The following is a 25,284-nucleotide window of genomic DNA, read 5'->3' as shown; positions in this document are numbered from 1 at the left end:
CTAAAAATGAAAATATAAGATGATGAAAATACAAAAAATAATCCTGCTGTGTTTGGTTGTTTTAATGAGTAGTTGCGATGACTCATTCCTGGATTTGCCATCAAAGACATCCTTGAGTACACCCGTTTATTTTAAGTCGCAGAGCGACTTTGAGCAGGCCATCAATGGCGCGTACGCTCCTTTGCGTGGTTTCTATAACGGTTCGCATGCCGCCTGGGTGATGGGAGAGATGCGGGCCGATAACTCCACATATAAGTATAACCCCAACGACCGCGGAACGATCGATGCCGAGTTTATCTGCGACTATTTAAGTGATGCGTCGAATCCGGTGATACATAATAAATATGTGAATAACTATACGATTATCTCCCGTGTCAACTACCTGTTGGATCCGATTGACAACATCGAATTCGACACGAATGTGAAGAACAACATCAAAGGGCAAGCCTATTTCCTTCGGGCGCTTGCCTACTTTGATCTGGTGCAATACTTTGGAAGCGTTCCGATGCATCTGAAGCCGGCGAAGACATTGGATGATACGGCTCAGCCATTGGCTTCCACCGAGGCTATCTACAATCAGATTATCGCAGACGCGAAAGAGGCCGCCTCATTGTTGCCTAATAAGGCAGCGCAGGAACCGGGACGCGCGACTTCAGGCGCAGCCAAGACTCTGTTGGGCAATGTCTATATCGCACAGAAAAAATGGGCGGAGGCAGAATCTGCTCTGAAAGAGGTGACAGGCTATCGCTTGATGGATAAGTACGAGGATGTCTTTGATCCGTTATATAAGAATCATGCCGAGTCTATTTTCGAAGTGCAGTATAAAGAGGGCAATGACGGTTATGCCAGCCATTTCTTCTATACCTTCCTGGTGCAGCCGATCAGTGCCGAAGAGGCCTCTGCCATTACAGGCATACCTGAAATAGCCCGCACGGTAGAGGGGTATAATATCCCAACGCCCGATATGATCGACGCCTATGAAGCCGGTGACCTGCGTAAGGATGCTTCGATCGGCATGTTGATTGCTCATGGCATGCCTTATCCCTATATCAAGAAGTATTGCCATACGCATGCTCAGACGGGTAACACCAATGACAACTGGCCGGTGTATCGCTATGCCGAAGTCTTGTTGTTTATGGCCGAGGCCTTGAACGAACAGAACAAAACGGCGGAAGCCTTGGAATACCTGAATAAAGTAAGACAAAGAGCCGGTTTGGCTGATTACACTTCGGGTAGTCAGGGCGAAGTACGCGAAGCCATTCTGAAAGAGCGACGCGTAGAATTGGCTTTTGAAAATAAGCGCTGGCTCGACCTGGTGCGCGCCAATAAAGCGGAAGAAACGATGAAAGCCTATGGACAAAGGGTGAAGGCGAATCCTCAAGCCTACTATTTCCCAGAAGGCTTCACCGTAGGACCTAATTCCTATACGAATATAGAGACCCTCTTCCCGTTGCCTGCTTCGGAGGCCGCTCTAAGCCCTTATTTCTGATAAGGTTTCGGGTTTAAATAAGTTTAATAGTTCCTCTACCCCAAAAGAGGAACTATTAAACTATTTTTATTGCCTGAATGCTCATTTAGTAACAAGTAAATAATGAAATAATACCATGATGAAACATAGTAACCTGTTCACTTTCTTCTTCTTTTTATGTGCTGCTACCCTTTTGGGGGCAGAAACGCAGATCCGGAACTTAAAAACGGAATATACCACGACCCCGCTGGGAATCGATGTGGAGAAACCGCGCTTCAGTTGGCAAATGCATTCCGAAGAAAGCGGGATGAAGCAGCAGGGGTATCAGATTGTCGTTACCGATGAGACCGGGCAGATCGTATGGGATTCCGGGCGGGTCGGGAGTGATGTCTCGTTGAATATCCGCTACGAAGGAATGCCATTAAAACCGGCTACGCGTTACGATTGGAAACTAACGGTCTGGGATCGGAAAAACAAACAACACGACGTGGCTTCCTGGTTTGAAACCGGTTTGATGAACTCTGACATCTCCGCCTGGCATGGTGCTCAGTGGATTGGCGGGGGCGACGAGGATATGGTTCTCTATGCGCATTATCTTCCGGTATTCCGGATGGAGTACACTCTTCAGTTAGACGAAGCAACGAAATCGACCAGAGCCGGCTTTGTCTATGGAGCTAACGATGCGCGTCTGATGGATAAGAACATGAATATCTTTCATCTGGAAAACGCTCCGGATGCTTCTTATTGTATGTTGGAGATCGACATCGCACCTTTGTCAGCCGGTGCGGAAGCTCTGTTACATATCTACCGGAAAGGCTATCATCCCGATGATAAAAAGGAGGAGCCATTCAGGAGCTTTCCAATACCTTTATCGCTTATTCACGATCAGAACAAATACGAAAAACAGCGGATACGTTTGAGCACCAATCTGGGGCATACCCAGGTGGCTATCAACGATACGATCGTTGCCACCCTGGGAATGAACCCTATCAATCAAGGGGGTGATTACATCGCTTTCCCGGTGGTGGGCGACATCGGCTATTGCGTTCCTCCCCACCAAACGGCGACCTTCTCGGATATCGAGATTCGTCATTTTCGCCGGCCTTCTGCGGTGATTGCCCAAGGGAGAAATGAAACCGTAGCGGGCGGCGAAGAGGGCTCGTTCAAGACCTACGATCCAAGCCGCAATGCGATGCCCATGTTGCGCACCACCTTCGCCACCGGGCAGCCCGTGAAAAAGGCGCGCCTCTATGTGACGGCACGTGGCATTTATGAGTTTTATATAAACGGAAAACGGGTAGGCGATGATTTCTTTAATCCCGAGATGACGCAATACAACAAAACCCATATGTACCAAACCTTCGATGTGACCGCCCTTATGCAGTCAGGAAAAAACGCGATGGGTGCTATCCTGGGCGAAGGTTGGTGGAGTGGCGGAGCTACCTATACCGGCGACAACTGGAACTTTTTTGGCGACCGACAGTCGCTCTTAGCCAAATTGGTGGTGACCTACGCGGATGGGAAAGAGGATATTATCGTTTCCAACCCCGACAACTGGCAGTGTTTCAACGACGGCCCTGTGGTTTATGGCAGCTTCTTCCAAGGGGAGGTCTATGACGCCTCGAAAGAGAAAAAGATAAAAGGATGGAGCCATGCGTCGTATGATGCTTCCGGTTGGAAAAAGGCTGTGGCGGTTCCGCTTACGGGCACGATCGCCTTTCCGGAGGAGCGTTATGCGGGTATGCAGCTTATCGGGCAATATGGACAAACGGTGAAAGCCATCAAAGAGCTGACAGCTCAGTCGGTGGAAGAGGTGCGTCCGGGTGTGTTTGTGTATGATATGGGGCAGAATATGGTCGGCGTGCCCCGCATTCATCTTTCGGGACAAAAAGCGGGGCAGCAAATCAACCTGCGTTTTGCCGAGGTGAAATATCCTGACCTGCCGGAATATAAAGAACAGGAGGGTATGATCATGCTCGAGAATATCCGTGCGGCGATGGCACAGGATATCTATTATACCAAAGGAGGGGAAGAAATGATTCAACCTCGCTTTACCTTTCATGGGTATCGCTTTCTGGAGATCACCGGCATCGACCGCCCGTTGCCTCTGGAAGCGGTCAAAGGCGTGGTAATCAGCTCCGTTCACAACCTGGCCTCTTCGTATGAGACATCCAACGAGAAGGTCAATAAACTATGGGAAAACATCACCTGGTCGACCTATGGAAACTTCCTCTCTATCCCGACCGATTGTCCGCAGCGCAATGAGCGGATGGGATGGAGTGGCGATATCTCTGTCTTTGCCCGCGCCGCCAGCTACCTGGCCGACGTGCCTCAGTTCCTGCGCCGCCATATGCTCGCCATGCGCGATTCGCAGCGTGAGAACGGCCGCTTCCCGGATGTGGCGCCGATGGATGTCGGCTTTGGTGGTTTGCTTTGGGGAAGTGCCGGTATTACGGTTGCCTGGGAGGCTTACCAACAATACCAGGACGAGGATCTATTGGCCGAACACTATGATGCCATGAAGCGTTATATCCATTTCCTTCAAGATGAAATGATGGATAAGGAGAGCGGTCTGATTGTGCAAACCCGCGCCTGGGGTGATTTGGGCGACTGGTTAGGTCCCGAGGAGAAGCGCGACGATAAGTCGTTATTGTGGGAAGCCTACTTTATCTATGACCTGGATATTATGCAGCGGGTAGCCACGGTGCTTGGAAAGACAGCGGATGCCTCCCGGTTTGCCACCCTATTGGCGGAGCGGAAAGCCTTCTTCAAGGAAACCTATATCCATCCCGCCACCGGGAAAACAATCTTTTCGGCATTCGATGAAGAACGAAAAGGAGAATGGGTCGATACACAAACCTCTTATATCCTTCCCCTTGTTTTCGATCTGGTAGAGGGCGAAGCGAAGGACAAATTAACTGCCCGTTTTATAGAAGCCCTGCGTCGTGAAAACAAAGCGGATAACGGGGTGATTTGTCCGCCCTACTCATTGATGACAGGATTTATCGGTACCACCTGGGTAGCGAAAGCCCTGTCGGACAATGGCCATACGGCCGATGCCTACCGGTTGTTGCAACAAACCTCGTACCCCTCCTGGCTCTATCCGGTAGAACAGGGAGCAACCACCATCTGGGAGCGCCTGAACTCCTATACGCATACCCATGGCTTTGGCGGCAACAATTCGATGAATTCGTTCAATCACTATTCCTTTGGCGCCGTAGCCTCCTGGATGTATAACTATTCCTTAGGAATCGAACGCGATGAGAACGAGCCGGGATTCAAACACTTCCTGTTGAAACCCGAACCCGACCCGACTGGCGAAATGGCCTTTGCCAAAGGATATTACGATTCGATGTACGGACGCGTTGAGAGTGCCTGGGAGATGGTCGGCGAGGCGTGTCATTATGCTTTTGTTGTACCGGCGAACACCACGGCTACCCTTTCCCTGAGTGCCACTTCCGAAAAGCATATAAAGAGTGGAAAGAAGGCGTTCAAAAAGGTCAAAGGCGTAAGTTATATTGGTTTGAAAGATGGTAAACATATCTTCCGGCTCGCTCCCGGCAGCTACCGGGTGCAATGCGATTAGGTGTATGTGGCGGTTTGTTCGTATAATAACAAAGTCGATCGTTATAATATGAACATACATACACCTTAAAAATAACAGTCATATGAACAAAAGAGTATTTATTTTTTCACGAAGCATTCTATCATGCCTGCTTCTGTTGATCGTTGCCTCCTCTGTCATGGCGGAGAACAAATTGGTGACCTACCCGGCTCCGGAAGGCGCGACGTTGAACAACGACTTTACGGTGAAAGTGCGTCAACCGGGAGGGAAATGGCAAGCGGCTCCCTCTTACATGGTCAAAGTGGCCGCTATGGTAAACTATAAGAAGACAGAAGAAAAGTCCTCTATTGCCAGCTTTGACTTTTCCGGCGAAGTGGAGGTGGCAGTGACCTTCAATCATGGCAAGATACAAACCGCTCGGGTGCGTCCGCTCTCTTATGAGATCGAACCCACTGTCAAAGGCAATACCCTTACCTTCAAACTGAATCAGCCGCGCAACCTCTCGGTGGAGGTAAATGGCGATATATTCCATAACCTGCATCTGTTTGCCAATCCGGTAGAGGTGTATATTCCTGATCCGCAAGATCCGAACCTGATTTATTTCGGACCGGGCATCCATACCCCGGAGCAGGAGCGTTTCCATATCCCTTCCGGCAAGACGGTTTACCTGGCAGGAGGTGCTGTGTTGAAGGGCGGATTGCTTATGGAGGGTGTCCGTGATGTGAAGGTATTCGGTCGGGGCATGGTCGATCCGGCGGAGGTGAAGATGGGTGTGCGGATCGCTAATTCAAAGAATATATCGGTAGAAGGGATCGTGACCTCGCAATGTGCTACCGGTGGCTCCGACAGCGTGACTATCCGCAATGTGAAGAGCATCAGCTCCCATCAGTGGGGTGACGGGATGAATGTGTTTGCCAGCAACAACGTCTTGTTCGACGGTGTTTTCTGTCGTAACTCCGATGACTGTACCACCGTCTACGGCACCCGTTTAGGGTTTGTCGGAGGATGCAAGAACATCACCATGCAAAACGCGACCCTCTGGGCCGATGTGGCGCATCCGATTTTCATCGGTATCCATGGCAATGTGGAATATCCGGAGATACTGGAGAATCTGAATTATATCAATATCGATATCCTCGACCACAACGAACCGCAGATCGACTACCAAGGATGTATGTCGATCAATGCGGGTGATGAGAACCTGATACGTAACGTGCGGTTTGAGAATATCCGGGTGGAAAATTTCCGCGAGGGACAACTGGTGAACCTGCGCATCTTCTACAACGAGAAATATTGCAAAGCGCCCGGCCGTGGCATTGAGAATATCTTGTTCAAAGACATCTCCTATACGGGCGAAAATGCCAATCTGTCGATTATGGCGGGCTACAACACCGAGCGGATAGTGAAAGACATCCGTTTTGAAAACCTGCGCATCAACGGCAAACTGATTTCCGACGACATGCCCGATAAGCCCGGTTGGTATAAAACCGCCGATATGGCTCCCTTCTCCGTCGGTGAACACGTGAAAAATGTCACCTTTAGTAAATAAAACATCTAAACTCTAAAATCAGACGAGGCTGCTTCCATTTTATGGGGGTAGCCTTGTTTTTTTGTAAACACCAAAATATTTATTGAGATTTTAATGAGATGATTCACAGTTTGTTTTTACAATTAAAATTGTATCTTTGTGTAGGTAACAAGGTCTTTTATGAAGCGAAAAAAACCAATAGATAGATTAAAGCAAATCCTGAGGAATAGCTATTACTCGGATATACAGGTGGTGCTGTTTGGCTCAGAAGCACGGGGAGATGCACGTCCTGATAGTGATATAGATCTGTTGGTTATTGTTGATCGAGATAATATCACAGAGAGTGAGAGACAGGAAATAGTAAATCCATTGTTCGGGGTGGAATTTGAAACTGGAATTTTGATAAATCCGATCGTGGTACTTAAAAAGCAGTGGGAGGGAATGGTGACGCCATTTCAAGAAAGAGTGATGAAAGAAGGAGTTGTGTTATGATAACAGATGAAGACAGACAGGAAATCGTTAAGCTGAGAATTGAAGAAGCTTATAATACGATGAAAGAGGCGCAGTTACTCATTGATAACTCTTTTTGGAATGCTGCTATAAACAGAATGTACTATGCTTGCTATTATGCTGCCACCGCTCTTTTAATAAAAAATGGTATTGAAGCACAAACACATGCTGGTGTTAGGCAAATGTTGGGGTTACATTTTATACGCACGGGTAAATTGACTGTAGAATTAGGGAATTATTATTCTAACCTTTTTGCTAAAAGGCAGAGTGGAGATTATGATGTATATATTTTTTTTGATAAGAATACGGTTGAGACGATTTATCCGCAAGCCAATGAATTTATAGCGGGTATAGTAAATCTAATTTCTGTTTAATAAACCTCCATACCTCTTTGCTTAAATCATACAACAGTCGACTTTTGGGGCAACCCTGGAGAAATAAGCTGAATATCTTTAGCCGAATAGATGATTCATGGAGGAAAAGCTCTTTTTTAGGCTTCAGTTTGTCTTAATGAATGTTAAACGACCTCTTTCTGCCCAAATCTCAAACTATCATTTTGATATTTCCGCCCGACTTTCTTTCCAAAAACGCAGGGGTATTTAAAATTAGCCAAGCGGGTAACACTTTTTAACGTATCATATTGTAAAGCAAAATATCCTTTTTGCTTACACTTTGCATTTTAACATTTCGAGGCGCATGATGCGTACGATTTTTTCTCAGTCCTAAAAAACGTACCCACTTCCTTTCCTATCTTGTGCCTGATTAAGTTCAACTAATCTTGTTATATCGATTATTTTTCTATTTTTGTCAGACAGAATAGGTTTCAATGACTGACAAAGAATCATATTCAACGCATATAGTAGAACAGCTATTCAGAAAGCACTACAAAATTCTCCGCGCATACGCTTATCGTTTGTCTGGTGACAAAGATGTGGCAGAAGACTTGGTGCAGGATGTCTATTATGACTTGTGGAAGAAAAGAGATGAACTGGTGATGGAAGAGGCTATTAAATTTTATCTCTTCCGTGCTATTTACACAAAGACACTCAACTATCTGAACAGTAAAAGTTATACGGAGCAGGAATCCTTTGAACAAACCACCGAAGAGCGTATCCAACAAATCTATTGGCAATCCCACAGTTCCAACCAGGAAGACTCCCTGATCTATAAAGAATTACAGCAAGAGGTAACACAGGCGATCGATGCTTTACCGGAACAATGCCGAAAAGTATTTATTCTCAGCCGGAAAGAAGAATTGAAAAACCGGGAGATCGCCGAACAGCTGGGTATTTCTGTGAAAACAGTAGAAAAACACATCACAAAAGCCCTCTCTCTCCTGCGTGTTTCTCTGAAAGATGCAGGATTTATTTTATTGCTCCCTCTTTTCTTATAAAAAAATCCTGCCGGAGGTAGGGTGTTTATGTTATCACTTGTTTTACCTTAAAGAAACATAGATTGTAATGATACATCCTATAGAAGATATCATCAATAGCTACCTGAATAAATCGGCAACAGAAGAAGAAAAGAACTATCTTCTTCAATGGTTAGATGAAAAAGAGGAAAACAAAATACAATTCCGCGAAACGTACGACCTTTGGTTGCAAGCAAACGCAGCCCTGATTGACGATGCGGAAATGGAATCCGCCTGGAATCGCTTTGAAAAGCGAACAAAAATACAAAAGGGCAGCTCCCAGCCTCTATCCCTCTCCCGTTTCTCTTTCCTGCGCATAGCGGCATCTATCCTGCTCCTACTGGCCGTCGGATATGCCGGATACCTATTAGGTAGCCGGGAGGAAGAACCGGTTATCGTTTACAATCACCTGTTGACAGGGGCAGACGGGAAAGGAGAATACACCTTGCCTGACGGTTCGACGGTATGGCTTAATGCGAACAGTGTATTGAAATATCCTGAAGTCTTTACCGGAGAGAAACGAACCGTCCAGCTGGAAGGAGAAGCTCTGTTTGAAGTAAAAAAAGACAAGAAACGCCCTTTTTATGTAGAAGTGGAAGGGATGGATATCGAAGTGACCGGAACCCGGTTCCTGGCGCGCAATTATCCGGAGAAAAACCAGGTAGAAGCCGTTCTGGTCAATGGAAGTGTAAAAGTGAGCGGCGAGTATTTCCCGGAAACTCAGACACTGCATCCCGGCGAATTGCTTATCTATGACAAACAATCCGGGCAGATCGAGCGGCAACAGGTCGATACGGATAATTACACCAACTGGATCCATGCCAAACTGGTATTCGACCGGACCAATCTGGCGGATGTCATTATCAATTTGGAAAAATGGTTCGGTATCGAGATCATGGCTTCTCCCGAATTGACGCGTAACATACATATGTCGTTCACTATCCGTCGGGAGTCATTGGAAGAGGTACTTTCTTATATGACTTTGACCTCGCCGATAGCCTACGAATGGAAAGGCGAGGTATTACACTTGAAAAACAAATGAGAACGAATCAATCCATAGTATTAACACTTTAAACAAGACTGCCTATGTAGAAAGAGAAAAGCACAAAAAAAGATAGGCGAATGCGCGAACATTCACCTATCACGTAGATCTTAAATTAACAAACATTCCTCTCCCCAGAGTAATGCTCATTATTAATTAAAAACCCATACAAAGTTATGAATAAATCAATTGAGAGAAAGCATTCACGCTTTTTCTTAACAGAAAAAAACATCCGTATTATGAAACATACGTGTTTTATGTTAATCTTATTTGTGTTTCAATCCGCGGCGACCTCGTACGCACAGAGTACGCGCATCGACCTGGATGTGAAACAATCCACCCTGAAACAACTCTTCAAAGAGATCGAATCGAAAACCGATTTCACCTTCTTCTACAACGACGAAGTGATCGATCTGGATCGGGTCGTAGATGTACATGCCCGGAAAGAAACAGTAGAAAATATCCTCAACCGAGTGTTAACCAACTGCACATTTACGATTGAGAATAAGAATATTCTTTTGATTCCAAAGGGAGAGGAGGTATCTTCTGCTTCTCCGCAACAATCTACACGCAGTATTACTGGAACGATTACCGATGAATTGGGAGATCCGGTGATCGGAGCTAATGTGGTGGAAAAGGGAACGACGAATGGGGTCGTGACAGACATTGATGGGAATTTTACCCTTACGGTGGCAGAAAACGCTACCTTGCAGATCTCCTATATTGGCTATATGATGCAGGAAGTGCCCGTAACGGGAAGAACCTCTTTTGCCATCACACTAAGCGAAGACTCGCAAGCATTAGATGAGGTGGTGGTCATTGGATACGGAACAGCCAGAAAAAGTGACCTGACAGGAGCCGTGATGCGTGCCGACCTGTCGGTGATGCAAAACTCATCGACAGTAAACGCGTTTCAAGGGTTGAAAGGCGTGGTGCCGGGCCTCAATGTAGGCGTAAGTACAAAAGCCGGAGACGATCCCTCTACTTCGATACGCGGACGTAACTCCATATCCGGAACTACCAGCCCTTTGGTTGTATTAGATGGTATCATATACCGGGGGAATATTTCAGATATTAATCCGAGTGACATTGAATCGATCGACGTACTGAAAGATGCGAGTAGTGCTGCTATTTATGGCTCTCAAGCGGCAAACGGCGTATTGTTGATCACGACCAAAAATGCGCAGAGTATGTCTAAGCCTGTTATTGAGTATAATGGAACTTTTGCTTATCAAACTTTGATAAAGAATCTGAAACCATTAGACAGGGATGGCTTTATACAATTACTCACCGACTCGCACATGAATAAAAGCCGTACCGGAAGTGACCTGCACATCAATCCTGATTATGAAATTACAGCAGATTTTATGACCAAAGAGGATATGGATGGTTATGCGAATGGAACGAATACGAATTGGCTCGATTTGCTTTCAGAAGATGTGCCTTATACACAGAATCACAACCTAAGTCTTCGTGGAAGAAATGAGCTGGTCTCTTACTTCCTTTCATTTGGGATTACCGATCAAAAAAATGTTATTGTAAACGACACCTATAAACGCTATAACTTTCGCGCAAATATTGACGCCAACGTGTTTGATTGGCTCAAAGTCGGTACACAATCATTCTTTACGGTTAGCGATTTGTCAGGAAACAATCCGAATTTCAGAGATGTCTTGCATACATCACCCCTCGTGACGCCTTATGACGAAAATGGGGATCCCGTGACACTCTATTGGCGCGGTCTTGTTAATCCGCTTTTATATCTGGAAATGCCGGACGAAGAGGTACGTTATAACCTGAGTGGCAACTTTTTCGCCGAGGTCAAACTGCCTGTCAAAGGGTTGAGTTATCGTATTAATTATTCACATAACCTGACCTACTATAAACACAATCTCTTCAACCCATACACCAATGGTCTATTGGGTAAGGCGGAAAAGAACAATAACTTCACCCAATCGTGGACATTAGACAATATTGTCAATTATAAAAACCGATTCGGGAAGCATGAAGTTGATGCTACCTTTGTCTATGGTATTGAAAAGCGGCAGTATGATTCAACGTCGGCAGCGGCGAACAACTTTACAGATCAAACGTTGGGTTACAATAGTCTGGAGTCCGGGCAAAGTGACTTAAACGTCCTTTCGTCAGACGCTTGGAAAGAGACAAGCCTTTATATGATGGGGCGTTTGAACTATATTTTCAATTCTCGCTATCTTGCAACAGCCACCATACGTTATGATGGTTTCTCCGGGTTTGGTGCCGATAATAAGACCGGTGTTTTCCCTTCCGCATCTTTAGCTTGGCGATTGAGTGAAGAAGACTTTTTCAAAGATACGTTTGAAGATGTTATTGATAATCTAAAGATCAGAGCATCGTATGGTACCAGTGGTAACCGGACAGCCGGACGTTATGCCACGATGGCCTCTATGTCATATGGTAATGGCTATGTTTATGGTGAAGGTGGCTCTCCAGAGTTGAAACAATCCATTAATAAAATGTCTAACTCTGAGTTGAAATGGGAAACGACCACTTCACTCAATCTTGGATTGGATTTTAGCCTACTTAGAGGACGTTTGTCAGGAAGTTACGAATACTACAATTCGAAAACGAAAAACCTGATTTACAATATAAATATTCCGGTGATGAATGGTGTTAACACCACCAGCATTGCAACGAATATCGGTAAAATTAAAAATTATGGGCATGAATTTACCATCACTGGCATACCTGTTATGACAAAGGACTGGGAATGGGTATCGACCTTTAATTTTTCTTTGAATCGTAACCGGGTAGTCAGTATTCTTGGATTGGATACTGATGGTGACGGACGCGAAGATGATCTTGTTTCTTCAAAGATCTTCATAAACCATCCCTATGGAGTTGTTTATGACTACAATATTATCGGTATGTGGCAGCTCGATGATTACAATAAAGGAATCATTCCACAGGGCTCTACTTACGGGACATATAAAGTAGAGGATATCAATGAAGACGGAAAGTACAGCGCGGATGCCGACCGTAAAATCTTAGGTTATACCGATCCTTCGTATCGCTTTAGCTGGCATAATAAAGTGCGTTATAAGAATGTTGAGTTAAGTGCTTTTATCAACGCTGTTCAGGGTGGCTCCAAGTATTATTATGGTACACCGATGTCGTCTTTGGGTACTAATGTTGGGATATTAACTAACTATTTCAAATTTGATTACTGGACACCGGAAAATACAAGTGCTAAGTACCGTCAGCCCTATCAATGGAATCAGGCGCTCGGCTCTAATTTCCATCCGTATCAACAACGCAGTTTCATTCGCTTGCAAGAGCTTTCCATTGCTTATCACTTGCCAAAATCATTGTTGAAAAAGACTTTCATCAACCGGGCAAAGGTATTCATAAGTGGCACAAATTTATTTACCCTTACGAATTGGGAAGGTTGGGATCCGGAAGCGAATCAAGGACTGACCCAAGACTTAAGCGGTTATCCTACGATGAAGAACTATACGATTGGATTAAACTTTGAATTATAATGTTTTACCACCATGATAAAACAGAGCATAGAACAGATTCGTTTTATACTAAAAAATAAAAATCAAATGAAAAAAATAGCTATATCAATTATCATTGCATCTGCCAGCCTCTTTACTTCGTGTTCTGTGGATAGTTGGTTGAAAGAAGAGCCATTAGATTTCATGACTCCTGACAATGCCTACCAGACAACTGTCCAGTTTCGGCAATCGCTGAATTTTCTATATGATGCTTATCGTAATTTATGCTGGAACTCGAACGAGGACTTTCGCGTTACGCTATTCTGTACGGATTATGCGCATGGAGGATATGACTTCCCTGACATGAAATACAACAACTTCAAAGGATGGATAACACCTGAGTCATCGTATGTACAAACGCTATGGACCACCTGCTATAATGCTATAGGAAATGCCAATGTGATACTCGGTCGCTTACCCAATGCCAATGAGATAAGCGATACCGATAAAGCCACAATTCGCGGTGAGGCGTTGTTCTTTCGCGCGTTTTATTACCGTATCCTGGCGAATATGTATGGCGGGGTGCCTCTTGTAACGGAGGAATTGAACGCTCCCAAACGTGATTTTACCCGAAACACCCGTGCGGAAGTCTATGAACAATGTCGTGCCGATTTGGAAGAAGCTGTTTCTTTATTAAAAGATATTGACCAGGCTGGTGATGGTTATATCAACAAGCAAGCCGGACAACACCTGCTTACAGAAATTTATATTTGTACGGGACAGTACGAGCAAGCTGTTCAATCAGCCTCAGCGGTTATCAATCATCCATCAATGGCTTTGATGACAGATCGGTTCGGCTCTCGTAAAGATGAACCGGGCGATACGTACTGGGATTTATTCCGCGTGAATAATCAAAATCGTTCGTCAAGCGGCAATACCGAAAGTATCTGGGTTTTGCAATATGAGTATCAGAATGCCGGGTCAAGCTATAATTGCAACACTGCGCGTCAAATTATTCCCGGGTATTATTCAATTGTTACCGAATCGGCAGAAGAAGGCAAAACGGTTCCTGCTTTTACGACATGGACAGCGGAAAAAGGGGGACGAGGTATCGGAGCTGTTCAGCCAAATCCGTGGTTTTTTGAGGAATTATGGGATGACGCTGCCGATATGCGCAATTCAGACTATAATATTATCAAGGATTTTAGAATTGATAATCCCGCGGCAAAAGGATACGGACAGTGGTTTGTGAAAGATGGATGGTTAAGAGAAAGCGATAAAATACGTCTTTGGTATCCGTTTATTCAGAAATTCAGCAGAACCAATAACTATCCTGCTGAGGCTTATGCTAAAAACGCGGATGGCACAATGAAGTTAACAGCATTAGGCGAACACGGATTATTAAACAGTCAGGGACTGGCGCATGGATCTTTCAAAGATGAATACGCGTTCCGTTTGGCAGAAACTTATTTGCTCCGCGCGGAAGCTTATCTTGGTGCGAATAATAAAGAACAAGCGGCCGCAGATATAAATACGGTGCGTATTCGAGCTAATGCCGCTCCGATAACTGCTGCCCAAGTGGATATAGACTATATTCTGGATGAGAGAATGCGGGAATTGTATAGCGAAGAAATCCGAATCATTACATTATGCCGACTGGGGAAAATGGTAGAACGGACACGGAAATATAATCTGACAGGTTATAATATCGGTGACCACCAGAATCTTTGGCCTATACCATATGGTGAGATCGAGAAAAATATTCTTGCGACTATCGAACAAAATCCGGGTTATAATTAAATAAATACAAATATCTATGATTATGAATCTATTAGTTCTCAAGCCCTGCTGCTTTTGCAGAAAAAAGATTTCAGGTTTGATCATCCTAATTCTATTCTTGATGGGTTCTTCTCCTGTTTGTTTTTCTAATGACAATGTCAGAACAAAGGAGAATTTCGATTTTGGCTGGAAGTTTCATCTGGGTGATATAAAAGAGGCTGCTTCTACGAATTACAACGATGCGCAATGGGAAGAAGTGCAATTGCCTCATGATTGGAGCATTGGTTTGGTAACCGACTCTACCATGCACAGAGGTGGATCTATGGGCTTTTTCCCGGGAGGGATCGGATGGTACAGAAAAACATTTGAAGTACCGGAAGCATACAAAGGACAAAAAATCTCCATTCTTTTTGATGGCGTCTACCACCAAAGCGATGTCTATATCAATGGAAAACATCTTGGATTCTATCCATACGGATACATCGGCTTTGAGTACGATCTCACACCCTACCTGAAATACGGGAAAGAGAACACCATTGCCGTACGTGTTGATCATTCAAACTGCCCCACTTCACGTTGGTATTCCGGGTCAGGTATATATCGTCATGTCTGGTTGAATGTTGCTCAACCGATACATATTCCTACTTGGGGCACGTACGTGACAACCCCTGTTGTTACCAAAGAGTCGGCGGAAGTAAAACTTGTTACTACTATCGAGAACTATTCTTCTCCTCGGAAAAAGATAAGTTTAGAAAGTATCATTGAAGATGCCGGAGGGAAGCAGGTTGCAACTACTGTTTCAGAAATTTCCATCACGAAGAAAGGGAAAAACGATATATCCCAAAGCCTGACGGTTAAGAGCCCGGTGCTGTGGTCAGTCGATCAGCCCTATCTATACCGTATCAAATCGCTCATAAAAGCAGATGGGCAAGTGATCGATCAGTATGAAACACCTCTGGGAATCCGTTATTTTGAATATGATCCGGATAAAGGTTTCTCGCTTAACGGTGTTCCGATGAAAATGAAGGGAATGAACGTGCATCATGACGCGGGTTCTTTTGGAGCGGCTGTGCCTGACAGATCTTATGAAAGGAGACTGCAAATATTGAAGGAATATGGTTGTAATGCTATTCGATGCAGTCATAATCCCCCCAGTCCGGAGTTTTTGGATCTATGTGATCAGTTAGGATTCTTGGTTATCGACGAATCTTTCGATAAGTGGAAGTCTGGCTATTATGGTGAATATTTCGACAAATGGTGGCAAAAAGACCTTGACGCTATGTTGCGCAGGGACAGAAACCATCCGTCAATAATCATGTGGAGCGTCGGTAATGAGGTCGGTGAGCAGGGTGACAATACCGGCGTAGGGGTTGCCCGTGCTAAAATGCTACAAGACTATGTGCATAAAACAGAACCGACACGACCGGTGATGGTGGCTATCGCTCCGGGAAGTAATATGCTGGAAAGGACTTATAATAAAAGCGGATTCACGGAAGCACTGGATATTGTCGGCTACAACTATCAGGAACCCTGGTATGTGACAGATAAAGAACAATTTCCCAACCGCATTATGTTTGGCTCCGAGGTGTACCCTTATTACAGAGGTCGTGAAGGAAAGGCTATTGTCCGCGATTATTCTCCGAAAAACCCTTGGTATGACGTGGTCAAGAATGATTTTATATTCGGGCAATTCCTTTGGACAGGAATAGATTATTTTGGTGAGAGCAGTGGCTGGCCAAGCAAAGGATGGCCTACCGGTTTGTTCGATATTTGTATGTTTGAAAAACCGTCGGCTTCGTTTCATCGTTCTGTTTGGAATGATCAACCGATGGTTAGTATTGCAGTTGTCGACCAATCGCTCGATATCGATCCAGGGAAAGATCATTGGGCGTGGCCCTATTTGGCTTCACATTGGAACTTCCCGCAATACAAAGGGCATATCATATTGATACAAACTGTCAGCAATTGTCAGGAAGTAGAGGTGAAAATTAACGGCAACAGTATGGGTAAAAGAAAAGTAGCCGATTATGATAACAATACGATTCCCTGGCATGTCCCTTATGCCGCGGGAACCATAGAGGCTATCAGTTATAATAATGGCAACGAAGCGGCACGCCATGAGTTGAAAACCTCCGGTGCCCCCCATCGCATCGTGCTGTCGCCCGACAGATCTTCGGTCAAGGCTGATGGACAGGACGTTTCACATATCACAGTTACGATTGTCGATAAAGAGGGAATACCCGTTCCCAATCAGGATATTCCTATCACTATCAAAGTGACAGGGAATGGCAAACTGATCGGCTTAGATAGTGGTGATTTGAGAAATAATACGCCATACAAGACGGCCACACGCACAACCTATTTTGGAAAAGCTTTAGCTCTTATTCAGGCATCGCGCACTCCCGGCGAAATAACCGTAGAGGCGACAGGAAAAGATATGCCGATAAGCACGACTGTTATCTTCTGTAAATAATTGTTGGTAACAAGTCTTATGATGGACTCCTGCAAAATTGGTAAAACATTTTGCAGGAGTCTTTTTTATCTCTCATCGTATCAAAGAATTTTCAACTTCCCGCGAATTTCATACCTTTGAATCCTCAAATCGACGATGAAGATGAAAAAGAAAGAGAAACAAGGGGTTAATAGAAGGCTGTCCTGGTGGGTAGGGCTTTGCCTGGTGATACTGTTGGGGACGTCAACCCGCTTATCGGCACAGGCGACTTTGAGCGATCAGGCGGAGATTAGTTTTCTGATATCCGCGCCTTATGATGAGGCGGCTTTTACGGTGTTTGGGCACGCGGCTATTCGGGTGTATGATCCGGTTACCCGATTTGATGGGGTATTCAATTACGGGATATTTGATTTCTCCAGTCCCAATTTTGTGTGGCGGTTTGCGCTGGGGCATACGGATTATATTCTCGGCATAAATGACTACAAGCAATATCTGGCGAATTATCAGATGCGGGGGAGTGATGTGACGGAATTGGTGCTTAATCTGACACCCTATGAGAAGCAGGGTTTGTTTGAGGGGTTGATTCTCAATGCACAACCGGAAAATAGAACCTATCGCTATAATTTCTTTTTCGATAATTGCGCGACCCGCCTGCCGGCGATGGTCGAGCGATATACCCGGGGAGAGGTGATCTATCATAATCCGCCAGCGCCTCAAAGCTTCCGGCAAATGGTGCATGATTGTACCCGCCATCGCACTTGGCTCACCTTCGGCATCGACCTGGCATTGGGCAGTCCCGCCGACCGCGTGGCCACCCCGCATGAGATGATGTTTCTTCCCTCTTTCGTGATGCAAGCGTATGAACACGCTTCTATTCTCGACCCGGAAGGCACGGAGCGCGAAATGGTATCGGAGAAGCGGGTAAACAAAGCCTTCGAAGAGGAGGATACGTTTGATATCCTGGACGATTTATTGACGCCTATGGTGTGTGGATGGCTGTTGTTTTTGGTGGTTCTCTTCTTTACCTACCGGGCGTGGAAGCAAAAAAGAGCCTATAACGGATTGGATATATTGCTCTTCTCTTTGGCGGGAATAGGGGGCTGTGTCTTGTTTTTCCTCTGCTTCGTGTCGGTTCATCCTTGCATCTGGCCTAACTGGTCGGTGGTGTGGTTGCATCCATTACATTGGGTAGGGGTTGTCCTGTTTTCCGTAAAAAAGATGAATAAAGCGGCATATTGGTATCATTTTATTAACTTTGCGGCGCTTTCTTTGTTGCTCATCGGATGGTTTTTCATTCCGCAACAAATGAACGCGGCTTTTATTCCGCTTATCCTTATCCTGTGGATGCGTTCCGGATATAGGATATACGACAAAAAAAGAACAAAGAAATAATAATGAGAAAGATACTCTCTTCGTTGATCCTTTTACTGGCAGTCACCAATATGGATGCCCAATTGCAGGCGCCTAAACTGGTGGTATGCATTACGGTTGACCAGCTGCGGGGAGAGTATATCGACTATTTCTATAATACCTTTGGCGAACGGGGATTCAAACGATTACTCAATCAGGGATTGGTGTACCGGAACATCCGCTTTGAGTTTTCCGATATCGACCAGGCCAGCGCCTTTGCTACGCTGTTTACCGGCTCGAACCCTGCTTTTCATGGTATTCATAACAATCGAATATATGATTTCGAAAAGGAGAGAGAGGTCTCTATCCTATATGATTCGGAATTCTTAGGCAACTATACACGCGATAACTATTCACCTAAAGCCTTGATCAGTTCCACCATTGGTGACGAATTGAAGATCGCCTCCAAAGGCAGAAGCGACGTGTTTGCGATTGCTCCTGACGCGGAAAGTGCGATTATCTCGGCCGGGCATGCCGCCAACGGTGCTTTCTGGATGGACGATTACAATGGGAAATGGGCGACTACTACCTATTATAAAGAGGTTCCCTGGTATGTGGATCGCTACAATAATGGCACGGAAGCCCTGTCGGCACGTCTGAACCAGATGGCATGGACTCCCTCGCTCGCGCTCGACCAATACAAAGGGTTCCCTTATCTATTGGATGATATACCTTTCAAATATACCTTCAACGAGAAGACAGCCAATGTCTACCTGAATCTGAAGACAACACCGTTTGTCAATAAAGAGATCAACCGCTTGGCATTGCAATTCCTGGAATATGCGGCATTCGGAACGCGGTCGACTCCCGATATGCTGGCGCTGACCTATTATGCCGGCAACTATCGCCCTTTGATGAACAAGGAATACAACCGGGAGATACAGGATCTGTATTATCAACTGGACAAAGACCTGGAGCAACTCTTGGATGCGATCGACAAGAAGGTCGGATTGCAAAACACCCTGATTGTATTCACCGGAACCGGTTATTTCCGCAGTGAAGAGGAGTATCCGGAAGGTATGTTATTGGGGGGAGGCGACTTTCATCCGAAACGTTGTATCGCTCTGTTGAATATGTATCTGATGGCGGTCTACGGACAGGATCAGAACTGGGTGACAGGCTATTACAACCAACAGATATTTCTGAACCGGAAAGCCATTGAAACGGCGAAGCTCGACCTGGCAGAGGTACAGCAGAAATCGGCCGAGTTTGTGCAGGAGTTTAGCGGGGTGCAATTGGTGACCACCGATCGTTCGTTGCTTATTGGTGACTGGAACGAAGGGACTGCCAAATTCCGCCACGGCACACACCATCTGGGACGGGGCGATCTGATTATCGAACTGCAACCGGGCTGGAAAGTAAACCTGGAAAAGGCGGGTGAAAAGGTAAAAGTAGTACGCAACAACGCGGTCATGACTCCGCTTATTTTCTTCGGGAACGGAGTAAAACCACAACATATCTACCGCGAAGTAAAGGCAACGGAGGTAGCTCCTTCCGTTACCCATGTGCTTCGTATCCGGCCACCGAACGCGTCTCAAAGCGTTCCGCTTTTCGAGTTGATAGTTGAAAAGTGAAAGTTGAAAATTCATTCGACAGGGCGTAAAGCAATCATTCATGGCATGTTTTTTGCCATTTCCTCAACAAACAGAATATAAACGTACGAGAATTGTTCAAGTTGGATACAGGCATTTTATTGTCAATTTTCAACTTTCAATTTTCAATTAAACATAAGATTATGGGATTTAACGAATTCATGACGAAGCTATTCGGTAATAAGTCGCAGCGAGACCTGAAAGAAATCACGCCGTATGTTGACAAGATCCGGGCTATTTATCCGTCGATCGAGGCGCTCAGCAACGATGAACTGCGCGCGCGCACCGAAGCTATCAAACAAAAAATTCAGGACTATGTGGCCGATGAACGGGCACAGGTTGCCAAACTGCGTGAAGGCATCGACGACAAAGAACTGGAAGAACGCGAAACGATCTGGGCCGAAGTAGATAAAATTGAAAAAGAGATCACGGAGAAGATGGAAGAGGTATTGGAAGAGGTGCTTCCTGAAGTCTTCGCGATCGTGAAAGATACGGCGCGCCGCCTGAAGGAAAACGAAGAGACGGTGGTTACGGCTACCGATTTCGACCGCGACCTGGCTGCCAAACATGACTTTGTGCGCATCGAAGGCGACAAGGCGATCTTCCTGAACCACTGGGTAGCCGGTGGTAATGAGATCACCTGGGACATGGTACACTATGATGTGCAGTTGTTTGGTGGTGTGGTATTGCATAAAGGAAAGATTGCGGAAATGGCAACCGGGGAAGGAAAAACCCTGGTGGCAACCCTGCCGGTGTTCCTGAACGCCTTGACACGCAACGGGGTACATGTGGTGACGGTGAACGACTACCTGTCGAAGCGTGACTCGGAATGGATGGGGCCGCTTTATATGTTCCATGGACTGTCGGTGGATTGTATCGACAAGCACCAGCCTAACTCCGATGCCCGCCGCGCGGCTTACAATGCCGATATCACCTTCGGTACCAACAATGAGTTCGGTTTCGACTACCTGCGTGACAATATGGCCATCAGCCCGAACGATCTGGTGCAACGCAAACATAATTACGCGATTGTCGATGAGGTCGACTCGGTATTGATTGACGATGCGCGTACTCCGTTGATTATCTCCGGTCCGATCCCACGCGGTGAGGAGCAGTTGTTTGAACAATTCTGTCCCAACGTAGAGGTGGTTGTGAATGCCCAAAAGAACCTGACAACCAAATTGCTAACCGAAGCCAAACAGAAAATGGCCAGCGACGATCCGAAGGTGCAGGAAGAGGGTTCACTTTTATTATACCGTTCTTTCAAAGGTTTCCCGCGCAACAAGGCATTGATTAAGTTCCTTAGCGAGCCGGGTGTTAAAACGCAGATGTTGAAGACTGAGGCGCTCTATATGGCGGAGAATATGCGCAATATGCACTTGGTAACCGATGATCTTTATTTTGTGATCGACGAAAAGAACAATAGCATCGAATTGACTGATAAGGGTATCGACCTGTTGACCGGTAAAACGGATGATCCACACTTCTTCGTGCTTCCCGATATCGCTTCTGAACTCTCCCAGCTCGACAATATGCAGGGTAACGAAGAGGAAATACAGGCTAAGAAAGATGAGATACTGGCCAACTACTCTGTAAAGAGCGAACGCGTTCATACGATCAACCAGTTGTTGAAAGCCTACACCCTGTTTGAGAAAGACGATGAATATGTGGTGATGGATAATAAGGTAATGATCGTTGACGAACAAACCGGCCGTATCATGGATGGACGCCGTTATTCTGATGGTCTTCACCAGGCAATCGAAGCCAAGGAGCGCGTCAAGGTAGAAGCCGCTACGCAGACCTTTGCGACCATTACTTTGCAGAACTACTTCCGTATGTACCACAAGCTATCGGGTATGACCGGTACGGCAGAGACGGAAGCCGGTGAGTTGTGGGACATCTACAAACTGGATGTAGTAGTGATCCCTACCAACCGTCCGATTGCCCGTAACGATATGAACGACCGTATCTACAAGACCAAACGAGAAAAATATACCGCTGTGATCGAAGAGATCAACCGCTTGGTTGATGCCGGACGCCCGGTATTGGTGGGTACTACCTCGGTGGAGATATCCGAGTTGTTAAGCCGTATGCTTAATATGCGTAAGATTCAACATAATGTATTGAACGCGAAGCTGCATCAGCGCGAGGCAGAGATCGTTGCTCAGGCCGGGCAGAAAGGTATGGTGACGATCGCTACCAATATGGCAGGTCGTGGTACCGACATCAAGCTCTCGCCGGAGGTGAAAGCAGCCGGTGGTTTGGCTATCTTAGGTACCGAACGCCATGAGAGCCGTCGCGTCGACCGCCAGTTGCGCGGACGTGCCGGACGTCAGGGTGACCCGGGTTCTTCGGTTTTCTTCGTGTCGCTGGAAGACGATTTGATGCGTCTGTTTGCTTCTGAGAAGATCGCCGGATTGATGGACCGCATGGGCTTCAAGGAAGGCGAAGTGTTGGAACACAATATGCTGAGCAAATCGGTAGAACGGGCACAGAAGAAGGTGGAAGAAAACAACTTCGGTATCCGTAAGCGTCTGTTGGAATACGACGACGTGATGAACTCGCAACGTAACGTGATCTATACCCGCCGCCGTCATGCCCTGATGGGTGAGCGTATTGGTCTGGACGTATTGAACACCTTGTTTGATACCTCTACCAGCCTGATCGAACAACATACCGGCGACTTCGTAGACTTTGAAGGATTCAAACTGGAACTCTTCCGCACCTTTGCGATGGAGTCGCCTTTCGATCCGGAAACATTCAAGTCGACCCGGGCAAACGAATTGATCGACCGCCTCTTCGACGAGGTATTGGCAACCTTCAAACGTCGTATGGATCGTATGGTGCAGGTGGCCAACCCGGTAATCCAGCAGGTATATGAAAACCAAGGTGCGATGTATGAAAACATCCTGATCCCGATCACAGACGGAAAACGGATGTATAACGTACAATCCAACCTCAAAGAGGCTTACGAAACGCAGAGCAAGGCGATTGCCAAAGCGTTCCAGAAGGCTATCACCCTGCATACGATCGATGAGTCCTGGAAAGAGCACCTGCGCGAAATGGACGAACTGCGTCATTCGGTACAGAACGCCAGTTATGAAAACAAGGATCCTCTGTTGATCTATAAACTGGAATCGTTTAACCTCTTCAAGGTGATGGTTGACACGATGAACAAGAAGACCGCTGCCATCCTGATGCGCGGACAGATCCCTGTGCGCGAAGAACAGCCCTCGGCAGAGCAACAGGCTGCCGCTGCCGCCGCATCACGTCGTATTGCGGTACAACAGGCTGCTCCGGAACGTCGTCAGGATATGAGCCGTTACCGCACGGAAAAGGCTGAGATCGGCAGTGGAAGCAGTCAGGCTGTTCCCAATCCGAACGCCGGAGCCATGGCGCAGCAACAGCAGCAAAAACTGGAACCGATCCGCACCGAAAAGAAGGTAGGACGTAATGATCCATGTCCATGCGGAAGTGGCAAGAAGTATAAGTCTTGCCATGGGAAAGGATTGTAAATAGGTGGAAAATACCCATGTATAAGCATAAAAGAGAGGGTGATATGCCCTCTTTTTTATGTCCGATTTTGTTTTTCTGTTTAACTATTTGCTTGAATGAAAGATAAAGTCTAATTTTGCAGCCTATTTGAACAAAGAAGTTATAAATTAATCATATAAATCATTCAGAATGAACATTTCGCTAACGAATAAGGATGCTTCCCGTGGTTTGATAACCATGGAGATTGTAAAAGAAGATTACGCTGAACAGGTAGAAAAAAGCTTACGTAATTTCCGTCAGAAAGCCAACGTTCCGGGGTTCCGGAAAGGCATGGTGCCGATGGGAATGGTAAAGAAGATGTATGGAAAACATGTATTGGTTGAAGAGGTAAACAAGCTGGTTTCAGATAATCTGTATAAATACATCCGCGAAGAAAAACTGAATATCCTGGGTGAGCCGCTACCGAACGAAGAGATACAGAAACCGTTGAACTTTGATACGGATGAAGCGTTTGAATTTGTTTTCGACGTAGCGTTGGCTCCTGAAATTGACATAGAACTCAATAAAAAGACTAAAATTCCTTTCTACCAGGTGACGATCGATGATGACATGGTAGAGAAACAGGTTGAATCATACCGTCAGAACTTTGGCACCTATGAGCAGGTGAAAGATGTGGAAGAGAAAGACATGATCAAAGGACTGGTAGCCGAATTGGAAAACGACCTGCCGAAAGAGGGTGGAATCCGCACCGAAGAGGCTGTTGTTATGCCGATGTATATCAAAGATGAGGCTGAAAAGGCCAAGTTTATGGAGGCAGGGGTCAACTCAGTGGTTATATTCAATCCTTTCAAGGCCTACGAAGGTGCTGAAGCGGAAATCGCTGCCTTCCTGAAAATCGAGAAGGATCAGGTAGCCGCGACCAATACGGATTTCAGCTTTGAGATTCAGGAAATCACTCGTCACCAGATGGGCGAACTGAACCAGGAGTTGTTTGACAAGGTATTTGGTGAAGGCGTAGTGACTACGGAAGAGGAATTCAAATCACGCATCCGTGAGGTATTGGCTGAACAGTTTGCTCCGCAGGCGGACTATAAGTTCCTGACAGACGCGCGCGCGGTGCTTGTGAAAAAAGCGGGCGACCTGCCGTTTGCCGATGATCTGTTGAAACGCTGGTTGCTTCTTGCCAATGAGAAGAACACACCGGAAAAGATAGAAGCTGAATATCCTCAGATTATTGAAGACCTGAAATTCCACTTGGTAAAAGAAACAATCATTCGCAAGAACGATATCAAAGTGGAAGAGGCTGATGTGAATCTCTTCGCCCGTCGCGTGGCTAAGTCGCAGTTTGCCCAGTATGGCATGCTTTCTGTGCCCGATGATATCCTCGACAACTACGCCAAGGATATGCTGAAGAATAAAGAGACATTGCAGAACGTGATCGACAGAGCGGTGGAAGATAAATTGACCGCCTGGCTGAAAGAGCATGTGAAGTTGGATACCAAAGAGGTGACGATCGACGAATTCAATAAGCTGTTTGAAGAATAAGCATTCTT

At 45.9% G+C, this 25,284-nt stretch carries 14 protein-coding genes; all 14 read left to right on the top strand.

All coding sequences use genetic code 11. The features are described 5' to 3' along the window. The first annotated feature begins 19 nt into the window (after window positions 1-19). The 14 genes from M2134_RS07135 to tig all read left to right on the top strand — a co-directional run bounded on the left by M2134_RS07135 (window position 20) and on the right by tig (window position 25,276). Entirely contained in the window at window positions 20-1,489 is a 1,470-nt protein-coding gene (locus M2134_RS07135) for a RagB/SusD family nutrient uptake outer membrane protein (protein WP_280750593.1), read from the top strand. A gap of 118 nt (window positions 1,490-1,607) precedes the next feature. Next, window positions 1,608-5,054, top strand: coding sequence for an alpha-L-rhamnosidase (locus tag M2134_RS07130; RefSeq protein ID WP_280750612.1), 3,447 nt, complete (start codon window positions 1,608-1,610; stop codon window positions 5,052-5,054). 82 nt (window positions 5,055-5,136) lie between these two features. Further along, a complete protein-coding gene (locus tag M2134_RS07125) occupies window positions 5,137-6,582 on the top strand; it encodes a glycosyl hydrolase family 28 protein (protein ID WP_280750592.1) in 1,446 nt (481 codons plus the stop codon). 159 nt (window positions 6,583-6,741) lie between these two features. Next, the gene (locus M2134_RS07120; RefSeq protein WP_280750591.1) at window positions 6,742-7,053 is read left to right on the top strand and encodes a nucleotidyltransferase domain-containing protein; all 312 of its coding nucleotides are present in this window, start codon (window positions 6,742-6,744) and stop codon (window positions 7,051-7,053) included. Further along, entirely contained in the window at window positions 7,050-7,445 is a 396-nt protein-coding gene (locus M2134_RS07115; protein ID WP_280750590.1) for a HEPN domain-containing protein, read from the top strand. Before M2134_RS07120 ends, M2134_RS07115 begins: the two co-directional genes overlap by 4 nt. A 452-nt stretch (window positions 7,446-7,897) precedes the next feature. After that, on the top strand, window positions 7,898-8,464 hold the full coding sequence (locus M2134_RS07110; RefSeq protein ID WP_280750589.1) for an RNA polymerase sigma-70 factor: 567 nt from the start codon (window positions 7,898-7,900) through the stop codon (window positions 8,462-8,464). 67 nt (window positions 8,465-8,531) lie between these two features. Then, entirely contained in the window at window positions 8,532-9,524 is a 993-nt protein-coding gene (locus M2134_RS07105) for a FecR family protein (RefSeq protein WP_280750588.1), read from the top strand. Between the two features lie 239 nt (window positions 9,525-9,763). Next, window positions 9,764-13,045, top strand: a complete 3,282-nt coding sequence (locus tag M2134_RS07100; protein ID WP_280750587.1) for a TonB-dependent receptor — start codon at window positions 9,764-9,766, stop codon at window positions 13,043-13,045. A 66-nt stretch (window positions 13,046-13,111) separates the two neighbouring features. Continuing rightward, the gene (locus M2134_RS07095) at window positions 13,112-14,803 is read left to right on the top strand and encodes a RagB/SusD family nutrient uptake outer membrane protein (RefSeq protein WP_280750586.1); all 1,692 of its coding nucleotides are present in this window, start codon (window positions 13,112-13,114) and stop codon (window positions 14,801-14,803) included. Window positions 14,804-14,879: 76 nt separating this feature from the next. Continuing rightward, entirely contained in the window at window positions 14,880-17,255 is a 2,376-nt protein-coding gene (locus M2134_RS07090; protein ID WP_348525034.1) for a sugar-binding domain-containing protein, read from the top strand. A gap of 141 nt (window positions 17,256-17,396) precedes the next feature. Continuing rightward, complete coding sequence (locus M2134_RS07085) at window positions 17,397-18,626, top strand: DUF4105 domain-containing protein (RefSeq protein WP_280750585.1); 1,230 nt, start codon at window positions 17,397-17,399, stop codon at window positions 18,624-18,626. Between the two features lie 2 nt (window positions 18,627-18,628). Further along, window positions 18,629-20,218 carry an alkaline phosphatase family protein gene (locus M2134_RS07080; protein WP_280750584.1) on the top strand — a complete coding sequence of 530 codons (1,590 nt, stop codon included), beginning with the start codon at window positions 18,629-18,631 and terminating at the stop codon, window positions 20,216-20,218. Between the two features lie 161 nt (window positions 20,219-20,379). Then, on the top strand, window positions 20,380-23,751 hold the full coding sequence (gene secA, locus M2134_RS07075) for a preprotein translocase subunit SecA (RefSeq protein WP_280750583.1): 3,372 nt from the start codon (window positions 20,380-20,382) through the stop codon (window positions 23,749-23,751). Window positions 23,752-23,920: 169 nt separating this feature from the next. Beyond that, complete coding sequence (gene tig, locus M2134_RS07070; RefSeq protein ID WP_280750582.1) at window positions 23,921-25,276, top strand: trigger factor; 1,356 nt, start codon at window positions 23,921-23,923, stop codon at window positions 25,274-25,276. Window positions 25,277-25,284 lie beyond the last annotated feature (8 nt).

It is taken from the genome of Parabacteroides sp. PM6-13, assembly GCF_029892605.1.
In the GTDB taxonomy this organism is placed as follows: Bacteria; Bacteroidota; Bacteroidia; order Bacteroidales; family Tannerellaceae; genus QVMG01.
Note: the sequence above shows the minus strand (reverse complement) of the source record. Positions and strands in the feature narration are given on the sequence as shown.

Excerpts from the sequence above, each read along its gene's own strand:
- M2134_RS07120 (WP_280750591.1), top strand. The coding sequence starts at position 6,742 with ATGAAGCGAAAAAAACCAATAGATAGATTAAAGCAAATCCTGAGGAAT.
- M2134_RS07080 (WP_280750584.1), top strand. The coding sequence starts at position 18,629 with ATGAGAAAGATACTCTCTTCGTTGATCCTTTTACTGGCAGTCACCAAT.
- secA (WP_280750583.1), top strand. The coding sequence starts at position 20,380 with ATGGGATTTAACGAATTCATGACGAAGCTATTCGGTAATAAGTCGCAG.
- M2134_RS07130 (WP_280750612.1), top strand. The coding sequence starts at position 1,608 with ATGAAACATAGTAACCTGTTCACTTTCTTCTTCTTTTTATGTGCTGCT.
- M2134_RS07105 (WP_280750588.1), top strand. The coding sequence starts at position 8,532 with ATGATACATCCTATAGAAGATATCATCAATAGCTACCTGAATAAATCG.
- M2134_RS07110 (WP_280750589.1), top strand. The coding sequence starts at position 7,898 with ATGACTGACAAAGAATCATATTCAACGCATATAGTAGAACAGCTATTC.
- M2134_RS07135 (WP_280750593.1), top strand. The coding sequence starts at position 20 with ATGATGAAAATACAAAAAATAATCCTGCTGTGTTTGGTTGTTTTAATG.
- M2134_RS07115 (WP_280750590.1), top strand. The coding sequence starts at position 7,050 with ATGATAACAGATGAAGACAGACAGGAAATCGTTAAGCTGAGAATTGAA.
- M2134_RS07100 (WP_280750587.1), top strand. The coding sequence starts at position 9,764 with ATGAAACATACGTGTTTTATGTTAATCTTATTTGTGTTTCAATCCGCG.
- M2134_RS07095 (WP_280750586.1), top strand. The coding sequence starts at position 13,112 with ATGAAAAAAATAGCTATATCAATTATCATTGCATCTGCCAGCCTCTTT.
- M2134_RS07085 (WP_280750585.1), top strand. The coding sequence starts at position 17,397 with ATGAAAAAGAAAGAGAAACAAGGGGTTAATAGAAGGCTGTCCTGGTGG.
- tig (WP_280750582.1), top strand. The coding sequence starts at position 23,921 with ATGAACATTTCGCTAACGAATAAGGATGCTTCCCGTGGTTTGATAACC.
- M2134_RS07125 (WP_280750592.1), top strand. The coding sequence starts at position 5,137 with ATGAACAAAAGAGTATTTATTTTTTCACGAAGCATTCTATCATGCCTG.